The sequence below is a fragment of the Streptomyces sp. NPDC001093 genome, assembly GCF_040298985.1.
In the GTDB taxonomy this organism is placed as follows: domain Bacteria; phylum Actinomycetota; class Actinomycetes; order Streptomycetales; family Streptomycetaceae; genus Streptomyces.
Genome location: NZ_JBEPBF010000176.1, coordinates 1 through 16,821, shown reverse-complemented (window position 1 = coordinate 16,821; position 16,821 = coordinate 1). Strand labels below are relative to the sequence as shown.

Annotated in this window: 16 protein-coding genes; 5 read left to right on the top strand and 11 right to left on the bottom strand. The window is 70.2% G+C overall.

All coding sequences use genetic code 11. From position 1 onward, the window contains the following. Both ABT288_RS45440 and ABT288_RS45435 read left to right on the top strand, forming a co-directional pair. The coding region (locus tag ABT288_RS45440; protein WP_351621573.1) for a PTS fructose transporter subunit IIC at positions 1–1,645 on the top strand (1,645 nt) is incomplete at its 5' end. Positions 1,646–1,764: 119 nt separating this feature from the next. After that, a complete protein-coding gene (locus ABT288_RS45435; protein WP_351621570.1) occupies positions 1,765–2,016 on the top strand; it encodes a hypothetical protein in 252 nt (83 codons plus the stop codon). 38 nt (positions 2,017–2,054) lie between these two features. Here the strand turns inward: ABT288_RS45435 and ABT288_RS45430 are convergent, their stop codons facing one another. The 4 genes from ABT288_RS45430 to ABT288_RS45415 form a co-directional block, all read right to left on the bottom strand. After that, the gene (locus ABT288_RS45430) at positions 2,055–2,792 is read right to left on the bottom strand and encodes a DUF6227 family protein (protein ID WP_351621568.1); all 738 of its coding nucleotides are present in this window, start codon (positions 2,790–2,792) and stop codon (positions 2,055–2,057) included. A 157-nt stretch (positions 2,793–2,949) separates the two neighbouring features. After that, the gene (locus tag ABT288_RS45425; RefSeq protein WP_351621566.1) at positions 2,950–4,167 is read right to left on the bottom strand and encodes a L,D-transpeptidase; all 1,218 of its coding nucleotides are present in this window, start codon (positions 4,165–4,167) and stop codon (positions 2,950–2,952) included. A gap of 197 nt (positions 4,168–4,364) precedes the next feature. Next, entirely contained in the window at positions 4,365–5,390 is a 1,026-nt protein-coding gene (locus ABT288_RS45420; RefSeq protein ID WP_351621563.1) for a P1 family peptidase, read from the bottom strand. Between the two features lie 37 nt (positions 5,391–5,427). Then, positions 5,428–6,666: a low temperature requirement protein A gene (locus ABT288_RS45415; RefSeq protein WP_351621560.1), complete on the bottom strand. Its 1,239-nt coding sequence runs from the start codon at positions 6,664–6,666 to the stop codon at positions 5,428–5,430. A gap of 138 nt (positions 6,667–6,804) precedes the next feature. Here ABT288_RS45415 and ABT288_RS45410 point away from each other — a divergent pair, with 138 nt between their 5' ends. Then, positions 6,805–6,981: a hypothetical protein gene (locus ABT288_RS45410; RefSeq protein WP_351621557.1), complete on the top strand. Its 177-nt coding sequence runs from the start codon at positions 6,805–6,807 to the stop codon at positions 6,979–6,981. 19 nt (positions 6,982–7,000) lie between these two features. Here the strand turns inward: ABT288_RS45410 and mscL are convergent, their stop codons facing one another. From mscL to ABT288_RS45380, 6 genes are all read right to left on the bottom strand, one after another. Beyond that, entirely contained in the window at positions 7,001–7,477 is a 477-nt protein-coding gene (gene mscL, locus ABT288_RS45405; RefSeq protein WP_351621554.1) for a large conductance mechanosensitive channel protein MscL, read from the bottom strand. A gap of 138 nt (positions 7,478–7,615) precedes the next feature. After that, positions 7,616–8,107: a CpaB family protein gene (locus ABT288_RS45400; RefSeq protein ID WP_450861594.1), complete on the bottom strand. Its 492-nt coding sequence runs from the start codon at positions 8,105–8,107 to the stop codon at positions 7,616–7,618. A gap of 274 nt (positions 8,108–8,381) precedes the next feature. Then, positions 8,382–9,215 carry an S-methyl-5'-thioadenosine phosphorylase gene (locus ABT288_RS45395; protein WP_351621552.1) on the bottom strand — a complete coding sequence of 278 codons (834 nt, stop codon included), beginning with the start codon at positions 9,213–9,215 and terminating at the stop codon, positions 8,382–8,384. A 97-nt stretch (positions 9,216–9,312) separates the two neighbouring features. Then, positions 9,313–9,621, bottom strand: coding sequence for an FmdB family zinc ribbon protein (locus tag ABT288_RS45390; RefSeq protein ID WP_351621549.1), 309 nt, complete (start codon positions 9,619–9,621; stop codon positions 9,313–9,315). A gap of 67 nt (positions 9,622–9,688) precedes the next feature. After that, positions 9,689–10,987 carry an MFS transporter gene (locus tag ABT288_RS45385; RefSeq protein WP_351621546.1) on the bottom strand — a complete coding sequence of 433 codons (1,299 nt, stop codon included), beginning with the start codon at positions 10,985–10,987 and terminating at the stop codon, positions 9,689–9,691. Positions 10,988–11,268: 281 nt separating this feature from the next. Beyond that, positions 11,269–12,828: a potassium/proton antiporter gene (locus tag ABT288_RS45380; protein ID WP_450861592.1), complete on the bottom strand. Its 1,560-nt coding sequence runs from the start codon at positions 12,826–12,828 to the stop codon at positions 11,269–11,271. A 212-nt stretch (positions 12,829–13,040) separates the two neighbouring features. Between ABT288_RS45380 and ABT288_RS45375 the strand changes: the two genes are divergently transcribed. Next, positions 13,041–15,875, top strand: a complete 2,835-nt coding sequence (locus ABT288_RS45375; RefSeq protein WP_351621541.1) for a penicillin acylase family protein — start codon at positions 13,041–13,043, stop codon at positions 15,873–15,875. A 93-nt stretch (positions 15,876–15,968) separates the two neighbouring features. On the opposite strand, the gene ABT288_RS45370 is transcribed toward ABT288_RS45375, so the two are convergent. Beyond that, the gene (locus tag ABT288_RS45370; RefSeq protein WP_351621575.1) at positions 15,969–16,550 is read right to left on the bottom strand and encodes a 5-formyltetrahydrofolate cyclo-ligase; all 582 of its coding nucleotides are present in this window, start codon (positions 16,548–16,550) and stop codon (positions 15,969–15,971) included. A 134-nt stretch (positions 16,551–16,684) separates the two neighbouring features. On the opposite strand from ABT288_RS45370, the gene ABT288_RS45365 reads away from it, so the two are divergent. Continuing rightward, on the top strand, positions 16,685–16,821 hold a 137-nt coding region (locus tag ABT288_RS45365; protein WP_351251584.1), incomplete at its 3' end, for a sugar phosphate nucleotidyltransferase.

The following is a 16,821-nucleotide window of genomic DNA, read 5'->3' as shown; positions in this document are numbered from 1 at the left end:
ATCCGAAGACACCGCTGCGGCGTCGGTGGCGGCCTCCGCCGACGCCGCAGCGGGCACCACGGCGCAGGCGCCGGGCACATCAGCCCCGGCGCAGGCGTCTCCCGCGGGCGCCGGCTCCGCCACGGACTCCGGCGGACGCCCCTTCCGTGTCGTCGCCGTCACCTCCTGCCCGACCGGCATCGCGCACACCTACATGGCGGCTGAGTCCCTCGAGAACGCGGGACGCCAGGCGGGCGTCGAACTCGTCGTCGAGACACAGGGCTCGGCCGGCTTCACCCGGCTGGATCCGGCGGTGATCGCGGCGGCGGACGCCGTGATCTTCGCGCACGACGTCCCCGTACGCGACAAGGACCGCTTCGCGGGCAAGCCGACCGTCGACGTCGGAGTGAAGGCGGGCATCAACCGCCCGGCGGAACTCATCACGGAGGTGCGTGCGAAGGCCGCGCGCGGCGAGACGAGTGCGCCGGCGCCGGCGTCGGGCGGCACGCCGGTCGAGCGCGCCGGCGACTCCACCGAGGGCTACGGCACCAGGCTGCGCAAGTGGCTGATGAGCGGCGTGAGCTACATGGTTCCGTTCGTCGCCGCGGGCGGTCTCCTCATCGCCGTGGGCTTCGCGATCGGCGGCTACAAGATCAACAAGGCGCCGTCGGTGATGGACCACTTCGTGTGGACCCAGACCGACAGCTGGGGCGCCCTGCTGTTCCAGATCGGCGCGGTGGCCTTCGGCTTCCTCGTCCCGGTCCTGGCCGGTTACATCGCCTACGGCATGGCCGACCGGCCGGGCCTGGTCCCCGGCTTCGTCGGCGGCGCGATCTCACTGACCATCAACGCGGGCTTCCTCGGCGGCCTCGCGGCCGGTCTGATCGCCGGTGGCGTGGTGATGGCCATCCAGAAGGTGCGGATCCCCCCTGCGTTGCGCGGCATCATGCCGGTGGTGGTGATCCCGCTGATCTCCTCGGCGATCGTCGGATTCCTGATGTTCGTCGTGGTCGGCAAGCCCATCGCCGGCGCCCAGAAGGGCCTCACCAGCTGGCTGAACAGCCTCACCGGCACCAACGCCATCCTGCTGGGCGCCCTCCTCGGCCTGATGATGTGCTTCGACCTGGGCGGTCCCGTCAACAAGGTCGCCTACACCTTCGCCACCGCCGGCATCGCGGTGTCCAACCCCGGCGACTCCGCGATGAAGATCATGGCCGCGGTGATGGCGGCCGGCATGGTCCCGCCGCTGGCGATGGCCCTCGCCACCACCGTGCGCGGCAGGCTGTTCACGCAGACCGAGCGCGAGAACGGCAAGGCCGCCTGGGTCCTGGGCGCCTCCTTCATCTCCGAGGGCGCGATCCCGTTCGCGGCGGCCGACCCCTTGCGCGTGATCCCCGCGTCGATGGTCGGCGGTGCGCTCACCGGCGCCCTGTCGATGGCCTTCGGCGCCACCCTGCGCGCCCCGCACGGCGGCATCTTCGTCGTCCCGCTGATCGGCAACCCGTTCCTGTACCTCATCGCCATCGCGGCCGGTGTCTGCGCCACCACGGCCCTGGTCGTCCTCCTCAAGGGCATGCGCAAGCAGGCCCCGGAGACCACGGCCACCGACCCCGCCACGAACGCGGCCACCACGGCGAAGGAGACCAAGCAGCCCGTGGCGGCCTGAGCATCACACCCCCTCCGCCACACCTTGTCCCTTTAGCGCGCTGTGAGTTGTTCACGGCACCTGCGAGATACGTCACGGTCCGGGACCAAAGTCCCGGACCGTGGTGTGTACTGGGACGTATGCCAGAGCATGTCTCGACCCTCCAGTTGGCCGGCGCGGCCGTCCTCGCCCTGGCCGGCACGGCGTGGGCGATCGGCGTCATACGCCTGCTGCGCCGCTTCCGTGCAGAGGCCCTGCGAGAGCTCCGGGCTGCTCGTCTCCCGCTCCTGCCGTCCCAACGGCAGGCCGGACCTGCGCTGGAGAAGGTGGAGCTGACCCCGGCGGAACAGGACGCCTTCGCCGGGCTGATACGGCGTCTCGGCGATCACTGACCGGACAGGCGCCGTCACCCCCGCGCCCTCGGCGCGTGCTATGCCTGCCGCGCCGCGCGCCGCTCCATGGCGTCCCGCGCCGCGTCCTCCGACATGTACACCTCGCACATGTGCCGCCCGTCCGGCGTCGCCGTGTGCTCGACCTCCCACAGGGACAGCTCACCGCCGTCCGGCAGCAGGAACGCGTGCTGGTACAGCGCGTAGCTCAGACCCGCGCGCCCGGCGCGCCCCGGGCGCCCGAACGCCTGCGTGATCTCGTGCGCCGTCGCAGTCGCCAGCAGCGCCGCCGTCTCCGCACCGGGCCGGTCCGGATTCTCCGCGCGACGCAGAAGCCGGCGCGCGTGGTCCGCCGAGTCGTCGGAGGCGAACATGTGGCGGGGCTCCGGAATCGCCCACAGCCGCATCAGCGCGGGCACCTCGAACTCGGGCGTCTCCGGCGGCATCCCGAGCCGAGCCGTGGCCGTCTGCAGCTCCTCCTCGTCGACGTACACCTCGCTCTCCGGGGCGCCGCCCGGCGTGGGGTTGTGCACGAGCTCCCACAGCGTGACCGCGGAGCCGTCGGCGAGCAGCCAGGTGTGCCGGTACGTCTCCCGGTGCCGTCCCGCGCTGTGGTACGCGGAGTGCAGCGAACTGTCGTGCGCCAGCGCGCAGTCGAGCTGCCGTATGACCTCGTCGGGCAGCTCGAAGGAGTTCAGGGCACGGCCGAGGAGTCGCTCGAGATGCTCCTCAGGAGACTCGGCTGGTTCGTACGCTGCCGTCTCGTACGGAACGCTCAAGGCATCTCCCGGCGTTGCTGCATGTCACCTTGTGGGTGCATACCGTAGCCCCTCGGTCGGACATCATGTCCGGGAACCGAGAAAACGTATGCCGGGAAAACGCGCGGGCCGCGCGAAAAGTTCCCGCGCGGCCCGACATGGTGTCAAAACCAGCCGTTCAGGCGGCACTTCCGGCGGTCCAGGCACTCCACGACATGTTCCAGCCGTTGAGCCCGTTGTCCGGGGCCACCGTCGTGTCCGGGGAGTTCTTCACGATGACGACGTCCCCGATGAGTGTGTTGTCGTAGAACCACTTGGCGGGCGTGGCGCCCTGCGCGCCCTGCACGTCGGCCAAGCCGACGCAGCCGTGGCTGGTGCCCTCGCGGCCGAAGGGCGGGTTGCCCTGGTTGTACCAGTAGTTGCCGTGGATGAAGGTGCCGGAGTCCGTCAGGCGCATCGCGTGCGGCACGTCCGGGATGTTGTACTCACCGCCGAGGCCGACCGTCCGGCTGTCCATGCGGGTCTGTGTGAACTTCTCGGAGATCACCATCTGCCCGTTGTAGGTGGTGTGCTGCGGGCTTCCGGTGGAGATCGGAATGGTCTTGACCGTCTTGCCGTCCCGTACCACGGTCATGGTCTGGGTGTTGGCGTCGACCGTGGAGACCTGCGATCGCCCGATGGTGAAGGAGACGGTCTTCTTCTGCACCCCGTAGACGCCCTTCGCGCCCTGGACCCCGTCCAGATCGATCTGCATCGTGACCCTGGAGCCGGCCTTCCAGTAGTCCTGCGGCCGGAAGTCCAGCCGCCGGTCCCCGAACCAGTGCCCGACCACCTGCTGGCCACTGCTGGAGTTGACCGTGATGTGCGACTGCACGGCCTTCTTGTCGGAGATCGACTTGTCGAAGGTGAACGACACCGGCATGCCCACCCCGACCGTGCTGCCGTTGTCGGGCGTATAGGTGCCGATGAAGCTGTTCGCCGTCGTCACGGTGGTGAAGATGGAGTTGGCCGCCGCGGTACGCCCGTCGGCGTCCTTCGCGGTCGCGTCGATCTCGTACTTCGTCCCGCGCTCCAGCTGCTGCTTCGGCTTCCAGCTGCCGCCGTCCTCGGATATCGTCCCGGCCACGGTCTGCCCCGTCCCCGACACGGTCATCTTCACGTCGGTCAGCTTGCCGCCGCTGACCTTCACGCCGGTCGCGTTGATGGACGCGTCGGTCGAACCGTCCTTGGCCGAGATCGCGATCTTCGCCGTGGACGTCTTGGGAGAGTTCTTGCCGTCCTTGCCGTCGCCGGTGGCGTTGGCGCTGCCACCGCAGGCGGTCAGAGTGAGGCTGCCGACCACCAGGGCGGCACAGGCCCCCAGTACGCGCCGCGCTGCAATGTCCGGCGTTGTCACAGGCTGCTCCAGGTTCGTTTGATGTGCGTGATCCGTTCCCATGCGTGAGGAAAGAGGGAACCGGCGCCCGGGAAGGTTCCCTCCAGATCCACGTGAACGCCATCACGTGACAGAACCGCGACAATTCAAGCCCGACGGTCGCTCCATCCCGGCCACAGCCCGCCGCAGCACGCCGCACCCCCGAGCCCGCACCACCCCTACCTCGCCCCGTACAACTCCCCGTACGACGGCCACACTCCACCGGGCCCTTCGGCCGACTCGGCGGCGCGCACACCCCGCACGATCGCCCGCGTCACCGCATCCGCACCGGCAGCGAGGATGCCGTTGAGCTCCAGCGGGTGCTCGGAAAGAGAGCGTGCGCCGGTCGCCAGCGCGAACACCGTGTCGCCGTCGTTCATGAGGTGCACCGGCCGTACGGCGCGCGCGATCCCGTCGTGCGCCGTGCCTGCCAGCTTGTGCGCCTGCGCCTTGGAGAGGCTCGCGTCGGTCGCGACGACCGCCAGCGTCGTGTTGAGCGGAGGCGGTGCGTTCTTGGCGGCGCATTCGTCGAGGCGCCGGCGCGCGGCCACGTGCACGCGCTCCTCGGGATACTCCACCCGCCCCTGACACAACTCCCCGTACAACGCCCCCGTTTCGGGCTCGATCACCGACCCCGCGGCGTTCACCACCACCAGTGCGGCCACGGTGATCCCGGAGTCGAGCACCGTGCTCGCGGTGCCCACGCCACCCTTGACGCGCCCCGCAACGGCGCCCGTACCGGCCCCGACGCACCCCTCCGCCACCCGGGCGCCCGGCGTACTCGCCGCCGCGGCTTCCACCGCCGCACGCCCCGTCGCCGCGTCCGGGCGCGCGCCGAAGTTCCCTCCGCGCCCCAGGTCGAAGACGCACGCGGCCGGCACGACCGGCACGATGTGCGCCGGGTCCGGCCCCACCCGCACTCCGCGCCGCTGCTCCTCCAGCCAGGCCATCACCCCGGACGCCGCGTCGAGCCCGTACGCGCTGCCACCGGTGAGCACGACCGCGTCGACCCGCTGGACCACGTTGCGCGGGTCGAGCGCGTCGGTCTCCTTGGTGCCGGGGCCGCCGCCGCGCACGTCCACGGCGACGACCGCGCCGCCCTCCGGAGCGAGCACGACCGTGGTGCCGGTGAGCCAGCCGCCCCCGCTGCGGGTGGCGTGCCCCACCCGCACCCCGGCGACGTCCGTGATTGCGTCAACTGTCATGGAGGCCAGTCTCGCCCACCGAAGCGCCCGCGAGGAGTCAGCCTGCCGGAGCGGTGGCGCTCGCCGCGTGCTGCCGGCGGACCACGCGCGCCGTCAGCGCCACTCCGGTCGCGACCGCGGCCGAGCACACCAGCCCCGCCGCGAGTACCGCCCAGCCGCCCAGGAAAGTGCAGCAGATCACCAGCAGCGCCGCGGCCGGCAGCACCAGTTGCTGGGCGATGCCGACCTTGAAGTGCCGAGAGTGGAGCGCCCAGACGGTGAGCAGATACAGCGCCGTGGGCAGTGTCACGGCCGCCGCCGCGGACAGCGCGGAGATGTCGGTCTTGCCGACCGCGTGTTCCACGGCCACCTCCAGGCCCGCACCTATCGCGGCGGCGGAGGAGAAGATCAGGTAGTGGCCGTAACCCCACAGGAACGCCTGGCCGTTGGCGCGGAGGTGTCCGTGGATGGGCACCACGAAGTAGATCCACCACGCGGAGAAGACGATCAGGAGCCCGCCCGCCGCGATCGGCAGCAACTCGCCCAGTGCGTTGTGCTCGTCGAAGGCCCCCTTCACGGCGACGGTCGCCGCGGCGACCGTCTCGCCGAGCACGATGATGGTGAACAGGCCGTACCGCTCGGCGATGTGGTGCGGGTGCCAGGAGGTCTCGTGGTTCTTCTCGGCGAGCAGCGGCACGCACATCTCCGCGATCGCCATCACCAGGAACACCCAGGGCCGCGCGGGTTCGGGCAGCAGCAGCAGTCCGAGCCAGCCGACCTGGCACAGGAGCACGCCGCACGCGTACCGCAGCGCGACGGTTCTCTCGGCGCCCTCGGCCGATCTCGCCGCTCTCAGCCACTGCGTGGCCATCGCCAGCCGCATGATCACGTAGCCGAGCCAGACCACCAGGTAGTCGTGATGCTGGAAGGCCCGGGAGATGCCGGCGGCCAGCACCAGGACGCCGGCGATCTGCACCAGGGTGACGACCCGGTAGAGCGCGTCGTCGTTGTCGTACGCCGAGGCGAACCAGGTGAAGTTCATCCAGGCCCACCAGATGGCGAAGAACTGCATGGCGTAGTCGAGGATTCCGTCGCCCGCGTGTCCCTGGGCGACGGCGTGCACCAGTTGCGCGCCGGCCTGCGCGATCGCCACGACGAAGCACAGGTCGAAGAAGAGCTCTAGCGGCGAGGAGACCCGGTGCGCCTCGTCGCGCCCGCGCGCGACGAGGCGTCGCAGCGGTCCGGAGGACTGGGGTGCGCCCGAGGAGGCGGGTGCCGGAGCGGAACTCGAGGTCATGCCTCTCAGCACAGCAGAAAAGCGTCCAGAGGGCCTTGTGAAGGCATCAGCAGACAATGAACGCATTCACAAGCGGCGCCGTCCGCCGGGGGCGCCGGACGCGCGCGGGCGCGTGGACCGGGGCCGTACCCTTGTGGCATGAGCACCACCCCCGCATCCGAGCCCCGCGACCCGAAGCCCGCGCTGGTCTTCGACGACCCGCTGGACCAGCAGTCCTCGGACGACACCGACCGCGGGTGGGGCGAGCGCTCGGACGGCGACAGCGCCGCCGACCTGAAGCGCTTCCTCGACGAGAAGCCGCCCCACCACCTCTGAGCCGTCCGCGACAGCGCCGCTAGCGCTCGTCGCGTCCCGATCCACGCTGCGCGACCAGCGCGTCGCGGATCTCCTTGAGCACCTCCAGCTCGGTCACCTCGACGACCTCCTTGGCGCCCTCCCTCGCAGCCTTGCGGGCCGCCTGCCGCGCCAGGTACCTGGACATCGGCAGGATCATCAGGAAGTACACGACCGCTGCCGTGATCACGAACGTCAGCGTGGCGCCGAGGACGGAGCCCCACAGGATCGGTACACCGCTCTTGACCGTGCCGTCCGGGCCCACCACGCACGGGTCCTTCAGGCAGAAGCTGTAGTGATCCAGATTCTGCGTGCCGATCGCTCCCACCAGTGGGCTGATCACCCCCTTGACCACCGAGTTCACGATGTTCGTGAAGGCCGCGCCGATGACCACCGCGACTGCCAGATCGACGACGTTGCCGCGCATCAGAAAGGCCTTGAAGCCCTGCCAGACGCTCGGTTCCTTCTTCTCGCTCACCTCGGGGACTCTCCTCGCATGCGCAGGGTGTGGAACGAAACGCTCCGCAACCTACGGCACGGTGAGCCCATCCTGTCCAGTCCCGTCGTTGGATCGAGAGACCTGACAGCAATCCGCCGAGAAAGCGTCCCAGGCGCTTCAGCACAGCGTCACCGCCAGGCGGGCCGTGGCGCCGGCGCCGACGAGCCGCGCCGCCGTGCCACGCGGCACCGACAGCACGACCAGTGCCCCGCTCTCGGCCCCGTCCTCCAGCGGCTCGGGCACCTCGGTCACCCGCACGCCGCGCGCGAGCACCTGTGCGGCGCCCCCGGCCGTCGGATCCCCGGCGGCGATGACGTCGACGCGGTCGCCGGGCCGTAGGAGCCGGACGGTGGCCGCGTCGGCGATCCGCACGGGTGCCGCCACCAGGTCCACGGCCGCATGCCGGCGTACGGGCACCGTGACCGGGTGCTTCCGGGCCTGTTCCACGCGATGCGGCCTGGCCTCCGTGCGCGGCCCCGCGGCGACCAGCGCGGCCGCGGTCACCGCGAGGCCGGCCGCGATGGCCCGCCTGCGGTGCCGTACGAGCCGCTGCAGCTGATACCGCCCGCCGCGCACCCGCACCGGCGGGAACTGCGGCACCTCACAGATCGCCGGGGCGTCCGTGCCCAGCGGGCGCGGAAGCCGGAGCGGAGGCGGAGAGGGCGGAGAGGGCGGAGAGGGCGGGGACGGAAGGGGAGACGTATGCGGAGACGGATTCAAGGACGAGGAACGAGGCACGGAAATCACCGCCTGCGACGAGGAATTCGGCTTGCGATGCCACGATGAGGCCTCGCGCCGAATCCCGCCGGAGCCGGTGGATCACGGACGGGTTGTGGATAACTCGCCCACCCGAACGGGGAATTCCGCTCTTCTTGCGAAGGCGCTACGGCAACCGGAAGCCAGGATCCATTCCGCCGAGCGCGTTCACGCACAGGCAGTCCCGTGACCCGGTCTCCGGCAGTGCCGCCACCGCGTCGAACAGCACTCCGCGCAGGCGGTCCACATTGGCCGCGAACACCTGCAGCACCTCCTCGTGCGAGACGCCCTCACCGGTCTCGGCGCCGGCGTCGAGGTCGGTGACCAGGGTCAGCGACGTGTAGCACAGCTCCAGTTCCCGGGCGAGCGCCGCTTCGGGGTGACCGGTCATGCCCACGACCGACCAGCCCTGCGCCCGGTGCCACAACGATTCGGCACGCGTCGAGAAGCGCGGCCCCTCGACCACGACCAGCGTTCCGCTGTCCACCGGCTCCCAGTCCCGTCCCCGGGCGGCCTTCAGCGCGGCAGCCCGCCCGGTGGGGCAGTAGGGGTCGGCCATGGAGACGTGCACGACGTTCGGCACGGTGCCGTCGGGCAGCGGCAACCCGTCGAAGAACGACTGCATCCGGGACTTCGTACGGTCCACGAACTGGTCCGGCACGAGCAGGGTGCCGGGGCCGTACTCGGGCTGCAGGCCGCCCACCGCGCAGGGGCCGAGCACCTGCCGGACGCCGACCGAGCGCAGCGCCCACAGGTTGGCGCGGTAGTTGATGCGATGCGGCGGCAGGTGGTGGCCGCGGCCGTGCCGGGGCAGGAAGGCGACCCGCCGGCCGGCGATCTCACCGAGGAAGAGGGAGTCGCTGGGCGGCCCGTAGGGGGTGTCCACCTGGACCTCGGTCACGTCGTCGAGGAACGAGTAGAAGCCCGAGCCACCGATTACGCCGATCTCTGCGTTCGCCATGACCAGCACCCTAGCGGGCGGTGAAACCGTGGGGGAGCGGCGCCGGGAGGCGCCGAAGGCCCTGCCGTCGTACGACGGCAGGGTCCGGGGAAAGGCGTCAGGCCGCGGAGCTGCCGGCGGAGCTCGACGAGGACGAGGACGAAGACGAGGACGACTTCGCGTCGGACGAGGACGTGCCGGACGACGACGTGCTCGACGACTTCGACGCCGGGCTGCTGCTCGACGTGGAGCCGCGGGAGTCGTTGCGGTAGAAGCCGGAGCCCTTGAAGACGATGCCGACCGCGGAGAACACCTTCTTCAGGCGGCCACCGCAGCTGGGGCACTCGGTCAGGGCGTCGTCGGTGAACTTCTGCACCGCCTCAAGGCCGTCGCCGCACTCGGTGCACTGGTACTGGTAGGTCGGCACTGTCTTCCTCCTGGCACTCTCACTCGATGAGTGCTAACGACGATCCATAGTGACCTATTCCGTGGATTCAGTCCACCGTCACCGGCACGCGGTGACCGACGCCACGTGCGACGGTACGGTTCTGCGGCCGCGCGACCAGCCGCGACCGCAGCGCCAGCAGGGTCGCCAGCGCGAGTACGGTGCCGGCCATCGGCACCAGGAATCCCGCACCGTCCCACAGCCGGTCCTCCAGCTGTCCGGCGACCGTGACGGCGGCCGCCTGCCCGAGCGCGACCGCGCCGGTCAGCCAGGTGAAGGCCTCCGTGCGCGCGCCGGCCGGGACCAGGCTCTCGACCAGCGTGTAGCCGGTGATCAGCGCCGGCGCGATGCACATGCCCACCAGCAGGCCGAGCCCGGCGAGCAGCAGCACCGAGTGCGCCGTCCACAGGGCGGACGCGACGATCGCGAGCGCCGTGTAGCCGACGACCAGGCGGCGCTGGGGGGCGGTCTTCCAGGCGATCGCGCCGCAGACGATGCCGGACAGCATGTTGCCCGCGGCGAACACGCCGTACAGGACACCGTTCAGGCCGGGCTCGCCGATCGACTCGGTGAACGCCGCCAGCGCCACCTGCATGCCGCCGAAGACGGACCCGATGCCCAGGAAGGTCACGACCAGCACGCGCACGCCCGGCACGCGCAGCGCGGAGGCGTGCTGCACGCGTGCGTGCCCGCTCTCGCCGGTCACCGGCGGCTGCGTGCCCTTCTGCGCGGCGAACAGCAGACCGCCGACGAGGGTCAGCGCGCCCTCCGTGAGCAGGCCGGCCGCCGGTGTCACTGCGGTGCACAGCGCGGTCGCCAGCAGCGGTCCGAAGACGAATGTCAGCTCGTCCGTGACCGACTCGAACGCCGCCGCGGTGGCCATCAGCGGCGAACCCTGCAGCTTCACGCCCCAGCGCGCACGCACCATGGGGCCGATCTGCGGCACCGAGGCGCCGGTGGGGACGGCCGCCAGGAACAGCGCCCACAGGGGCGCGTGCGCCAGCGCGAGCGCCGTCAGCGACAGGCCGGACAGCGTGTGCACCACAACACCGGGGACCAGCACGGCGCGCTGGCCGTAGCGGTCGGCGAGGCGCCCGCTGTACGGCGCGAACAGCGCCATGGAGACACCGGTGGCGGCCGCGGCGGCGCCCGCGGCGCCGTACGAGCCGGTGGTGTGCTGCACGAGCAGCACGATGGAGATGGTGAGCATCGCGAACGGCTGGCGCGCCGCGAAACCGGGGAGCAGGAAGGTCCAGGCGCCGCGGGTGCGCAGCAGCTGTCCGTATCCCGGGCGGGTCGGGGCCGGCGAGGTCTTCTCCGGTTCGGTGGTGGTGACCGTGGATCCCACGGCCGTGCCTTTCTGCCGCCTGGTAGCGCGGGCCTGGTGGGGCCCGGGGCCGAGAGCTGTCCTCTTGCGCGGACTGCGGTAGATACCGGCGCCCACGGGGGGTGGGGGGCGAACGGCCGCCATACGGTCGCGCCAGCTCTGCGTCAGGCAGAGTTGGTTCGATCAGGGTGCGCCCTCATGGTACAAGGACCAGCGCGTCCCGCAGCTGTGAAAACGAGCACCACGGATGTGGACACCTGGGATTTCACGGAAATGGGGCGTGAACCGCACGGAACGCGCCCTCAACGCGAGCTGGTCGCCCCGTTCATGCCGAGCCAGCCCGCCAGCTTGCCGCCGTGGGCGACCGCGCGCAGACGTCGCTCCGCCGCGTCGCGGACCGGGTCGGTGGCGACGACGAGCAGTTCGTCCCCCCGGCGCAACACCGTCGAGGGCAGCGGAACGAACGATTTTTCTTCGCGGACGACGAGGGTGACGGCAGCCCCGGGAGGCAGGCGCAGCTCGCTGACCTCCACGCCGTGCATCCGGGAGCCCTCGGGGATCGAGATCGACAGCAGGTGTCCGCGCAGCCGCTCCAGGGGCGCCGACTCGATGCCGAGGTCGGAGGCCTCGCCCTGCTCGCCGAGCCGCAGCGTGCGCGCCAGCCAGGGCAGCGTCGGCCCCTGGACGAGGGTGTAGACGACGACCAGTACGAAGACGATGTTGAAGATGCGGCGGCTGCCGGTGACGCCGTTCACCATGGGGATGGTCGCCAGGATGATGGGCACGGCGCCGCGCAGTCCCGCCCACGACATCAGCGTCTGCTCCTGCCAGGGCACACGGAACGGTGCCAGGCTGAGCACCACGCTCAGCGGGCGGGCCACCATGGTGAGGACCAGCCCGATGAGCAGAGCCGGTGCGACGTCGTCCCCGAGCTCGTGCGGAGTGACCAGCAGGCCGAGTACGACGAACATGCCGATCTGGGCGATCCAGCCGAGCCCCTCGGCGAACCCCCGCGTGGCCGGCCAGTGGGGGAGCTTGGCGTTGCCGAGCATCATCGCGGCCAGGTAGACGGCCAGGAAGCCGCTGCCGTGCGCCAGGGCGCCGGCGGCGTACGCCGTCACGGCGATCGCCATGACGGCGATCGGGTAGAGGCCGGAGGCCGGCAGGGCCACGTGCTTGAGTCCCCAGGAGCCGAACCAGCCCACCGCCAGCCCTATGGCCGCGCCGATGGCCAGTTCCAGGGCTATCTCGCCCAGCAGCACGTACCAGTGCTCGACCGGCCCGGCCGTGCAGAAGGCGACGACCAGGATGACCACCGGGGCGTCGTTGAAGCCGGACTCCGCCTCCAGCGTGCCCGTCACGCGCGCGGGGAGGGGAACTCTGCGCAGCACCGAGAAGACCGCCGCCGCGTCCGTGGAGGACACCACCGCGCCGATGATGAGCGCCTGCCGCCACTCCAGCCCGACCAGAAAGTGCGCGCCCGCCGCGGTGACGCCCACGCTGACGGCGACGCCGAAGGTGGCCAGGACCGAGGCGGAGGACAGGACCGGCCTGATCTCCTTCCACTTCGTGCCGAGGCCGCCCTCGGCGAGGATCACGACCAGTGCGGCGTACCCCATGACCTGGGTCACCGCGGCGCTGTTGAAGTGGATTTCGCCGATGCCGTCCTGGCCCATGAGGACGCCGATCCCCAGGTAGACGAGCAGGCTGGGGAGCCCGCTGCGGGAGGAGATCCGGACGGCCGCGACGGCGACGAGCAGGACCACGGAGCAGACGAGCAGGAGCTGGTTGAGGTGGTGAACAGTCAGCGGCGGTTCCCTTCCTTGGCTCACGCCGGGGGCGCGAGCTCGCGTACACAAGATCCGAGGCTGCGGCGCACCGCACCCAAGTACTTCGTTACCTTACCTAACTCTTGACGCTTTCTTGACGCTTGCCGGGAGAAGATCGAACGCTCGTACGCGCTGGTTCCCGACTCCGCGTCAAGCGGCACAGGGCCCTGCGCCTATGGTTGCTCCAGCGCTCATTCAAAGTCACAGCCCGACCTGCCGCTCGCGTTAGGACAGCAAGGACAGCGATGCCCCCCAACACCACCGCCACAACGGGTGACACCGCCACCACCGGTGCCGCGCCCGCCAAGCCCGGCAGGAAGAAGGGGCGCAGAGCCCGACTGATCGTGCTGGTGCTGGTCCTGGCCGTCATCGGCGGCATCGCCTTCGGGGCGTACTGGTCGATCAGCACCGTCCGCGCCTCCTTCCCGCAGACCAAGGGCACGATCACGCTCCAGGGCCTGTCGGGGCCGGTCGACGTCAAACGGGACGGCAACGGCATCCCGCAGATCTACGCGTCCTCCGACGAGGACCTGTTCATGGCCCAGGGCTACGTCCAGGCGCAGGACCGGTTCTGGGAGATGGACGTGCGCCGGCACATGACCTCCGGGCGCCTGTCGGAGATGTTCGGCAAGAGCCAGGTCAAGAACGACGAGTTCCTGCGCACCCTCGGCTGGGACCGCATCGCCAAGCAGGAGTACGACACCAAGCTGTCGGCCGCCACGAAGAAGTACCTCCAGGCGTACGCCGCGGGCGTCAACGCCTACCTTCAGGGCAAGGACGGCAAGGACATCTCCCTGGAGTACGCGGCCCTGGGCTTCACCAACGACTACAAGCCGCAGAAGTGGACCCCGGTCGACTCCGTCTCCTGGCTGAAGGCGATGGCCTGGGACCTGCGCGGCAACATGCAGGACGAGATCGACCGCGCCCTGATGAGCAGCCGGCTCGGTCCGCAGCAGATCGCCGACCTGTACCCGGAGTACCCGTACAGCCGTAACAAGCCGATCGTGCAGGAAGGCCAGTACAACGCGCTGACCAAGTCCTTCCGGCAGAGCGGCGCCACCGGAACCTCGCAGGGCACCGGCACGACGGGCACGTCCGGCACCACGGGCGGCGCCACAGGCACCTCTGCGGGCTCCAGGGGCGCGACCGGCTCCTCCGCCTCGGCCACGTCGGGATCGTCGCTCACAAGCCAGCTGGCGGGCCTCTACAACGTCCTGGACAACGTTCCGACCGCCGTCGGAGTGAACGGCCAGGGCATCGGCTCCAACTCATGGGTGGTGTCCGGGAAGTACACCATCACCAAGAAGCCGCTGCTCGCCAACGACCCGCACCTGTCCGCGTCACTGCCGTCGGTCTGGTACCAGATGGGCCTGCACTGCCGCAGCGTCTCCAGCACGTGCCAGTACGACGTGACCGGCTACACCTTTGCCGGCATGCCCGGTGTGATCATCGGCCACAACGCGAACATCGCCTGGGGCATGACGAACTCCGGGGTCGACGTCACCGACCTCTACCTGGAGAAGGTGAGCGCGAACGGCTACCAGTACGACGGCAAGATCCGGCCCTTCAACACCCGCGAGGAGACCATCAAGGTCGCCGGAGGATCGTCCAAGACGATCGTCGTGCGCCAGACCCAGGACGGGATGCCACTGCTGTCCGACCGTGACGACGAACTCGTCCAGGTCGGCAAGCGGGCCACGGTCAACACCGCCGCCCCCGACCGCGGCGACGGCTACGGCATCGCCCTGAGGTGGACCGCGCTGGACCCGGGCACCTCCATGGACGCCGTCTTCGCCATCGACAAGGCCGCGGACTGGAGCGGCTTCCGCCAGGCCGCCGCTCTGTTCGACGTGCCCTCGCAGAACCTGGTCTACGCCGACACCAACAACAACATCGGCTACACCCTGCCTGGCAAGATCCCCACCCGGTCGGCTCTCGACGACGGCTCCGTCCCGGCGCCCGGCTGGAACTCGAAGTACCGCTGGACCGGCTTCATCAAGCAGGGCGAGCTCCCCTACGAGTACAACCCCAAGCGCGGCTACATCGTCACCGCCAACCAGGCCGTGGTCGACAAGGACAAGTACCCGTACACCCTCACCACCGACTGGGGATACGGCACCCGCAGCCAGCGCATCACCGACCTGATCGAGTCCAAGATCAAGGACGGCGGCAAGATCTCCACCGACGACATGCGGCAGATGCAGCTGGACAACAGCAGCGAGATCGCCAAGTTCCTGGTGCCGAAGCTGCTGAAGATCAACCTCGACGACAAGAACGTGCGCGACGCGCAGAAGCTGCTGGAGGGCTGGGACTACACCCAGGAGTCCGACTCCGCGGCGGCCGCCTACTTCAACGCGGTCTGGCGCAATGTCCTCAAGCTCTCCTTCGGGAACAAGCTGCCCAAGGAACTGCGCGTTCAGGGACAGTGCCTGTGGGTCGACAAGATCGACAGCACCGGCCCCGTCGACGACGACGCCAAGGTGCGCGAGTGCGGCGAGCGCGACACCGACCAGGCGCAGCCGGACGGCGGCGACCGCTGGTTCGAGGTCGTGCGCACCCTGATGAACAAGCCGGACAGCGACTGGTGGAAGACCCCCAGGTCGGGCACCCGCCCCGCGGCGAACAACATGGACCAGCTCTTCGCCCGGGCCATGATCGACGCCCGCTGGGAGCTGACCGCCAAGCTCGGCAAGGACATCGACACCTGGAGCTGGGGCCGGCTGCACCGCCTGTTCCTGAAGAACCAGACCCTCGGCACCGACGGCCCCAAGGCGCTGCAGTACGTCCTCAACCGCGGCCCCTGGAAGCTCAGCGGCGGCGAGGCCACGGTGAACGCGAGCGGCTGGAACGCCGCCGGCGGCTACAACGTCGTCTGGGTGCCGTCCATGCGGATGGTCGTCAACCTCGCCGATTTCGACAAGTCCAGGTGGATCAACCTGACCGGCGCCTCGGGGCACGCCTTCAGCGCGCACTACACGGACCAGACGAGCCTGTGGGCCAAGGGCGAGCTGCTGCCCTGGTCGTACTCGGGCAAGGCGGTCGACGCGAGCACGAGCGACACACTGGTCCTGAAGCCCTGACCGGCTGACGGCACGGAAAACGGCCCTCCACGCGCGCGTGGAGGGCCGTTTCGTCGTCGGGCCGTTCGTCGTACGGCAGCGGGGGATGCCGGGTCAGGTGCCCTGGAAGCGGCGCACGCCGGAGGGCGTCACCACGGCGTGCACGGGCTTGTCGTGCGCCTCCGCCGGGACGTGTGCGACGACCTCCGTGTCGTACAGCAGCACCACGAGCCGGGGGCGTGCGCCCGCGCGCTCCAGACGGGCCAGTACGCGGTCGTACGACCCTCCGCCGCGCCCCAGGCGCATTCCGCGCGCGTCGACCGCGAGGCCGGGCAGGAGAACGACGTCCGCGGCCGTCACGGCGTCCGGGCCGAGACGCGCGCCGGAGGGTTCGAAAAGCGCCATTTTCCCGCCGTGTTGGACCCGCGTGAGGGAGCCCGGGCCGGCGTACGCGCCCCAGTCGAGGTCGTTGTCCGGCAGGAGCGTGGGGAGCAGCACCCGCACGCCCCGCGCGCGCAGCGCGTCCAGCAGGGCCCGCGTGCCCGGCTCGCTCCCCACGGAGACGTACGCCGCCACCGTGCGCGCGTGCGCCAGTTCGGGCAGCTCCAGGGCGCGCTCCGCCAGCGCGCGGCCCGTCTCGTCGACGTCAGCTTCCGTCAACCTGTTCCTCACCGACAGGAACTCCCGCCGCAACATTCGCTTGTCAGGCTCGCTCGTGCCTCCGTCGTGTTCCACGGGTTGTTCTCGCCCCCTTCCTTGAATGCAGTCTTAAAGGGCAAACAAACCGGAGCCACAGGTTCCCGACAAAGGCACCGGATAAGGTTGCGAGCATGACTCAGTCGCACCCCAGGATCAGCAAGGCTGTCATTCCCGCGGCGGGCCTCGGCACCCGGTTCCTGCCGGCGACCAAGGCCACTCCGAAGGAGATGCTGCCGGTCGTCGACAAGCCCGCGATCCAGTACGTGGT

Excerpts from the sequence above, each read along its gene's own strand:
- ABT288_RS45435 (WP_351621570.1), top strand. The coding sequence starts at position 1,765 with ATGCCAGAGCATGTCTCGACCCTCCAGTTGGCCGGCGCGGCCGTCCTC.
- ABT288_RS45420 (WP_351621563.1), bottom strand. The coding sequence starts at position 5,390 with ATGACAGTTGACGCAATCACGGACGTCGCCGGGGTGCGGGTGGGGCAC.
- ABT288_RS45415 (WP_351621560.1), bottom strand. The coding sequence starts at position 6,666 with ATGACCTCGAGTTCCGCTCCGGCACCCGCCTCCTCGGGCGCACCCCAG.
- ABT288_RS45410 (WP_351621557.1), top strand. The coding sequence starts at position 6,805 with ATGAGCACCACCCCCGCATCCGAGCCCCGCGACCCGAAGCCCGCGCTG.
- ABT288_RS45395 (WP_351621552.1), bottom strand. The coding sequence starts at position 9,215 with ATGGCGAACGCAGAGATCGGCGTAATCGGTGGCTCGGGCTTCTACTCG.
- ABT288_RS45375 (WP_351621541.1), top strand. The coding sequence starts at position 13,041 with ATGCCCCCCAACACCACCGCCACAACGGGTGACACCGCCACCACCGGT.
- ABT288_RS45370 (WP_351621575.1), bottom strand. The coding sequence starts at position 16,550 with ATGTTGCGGCGGGAGTTCCTGTCGGTGAGGAACAGGTTGACGGAAGCT.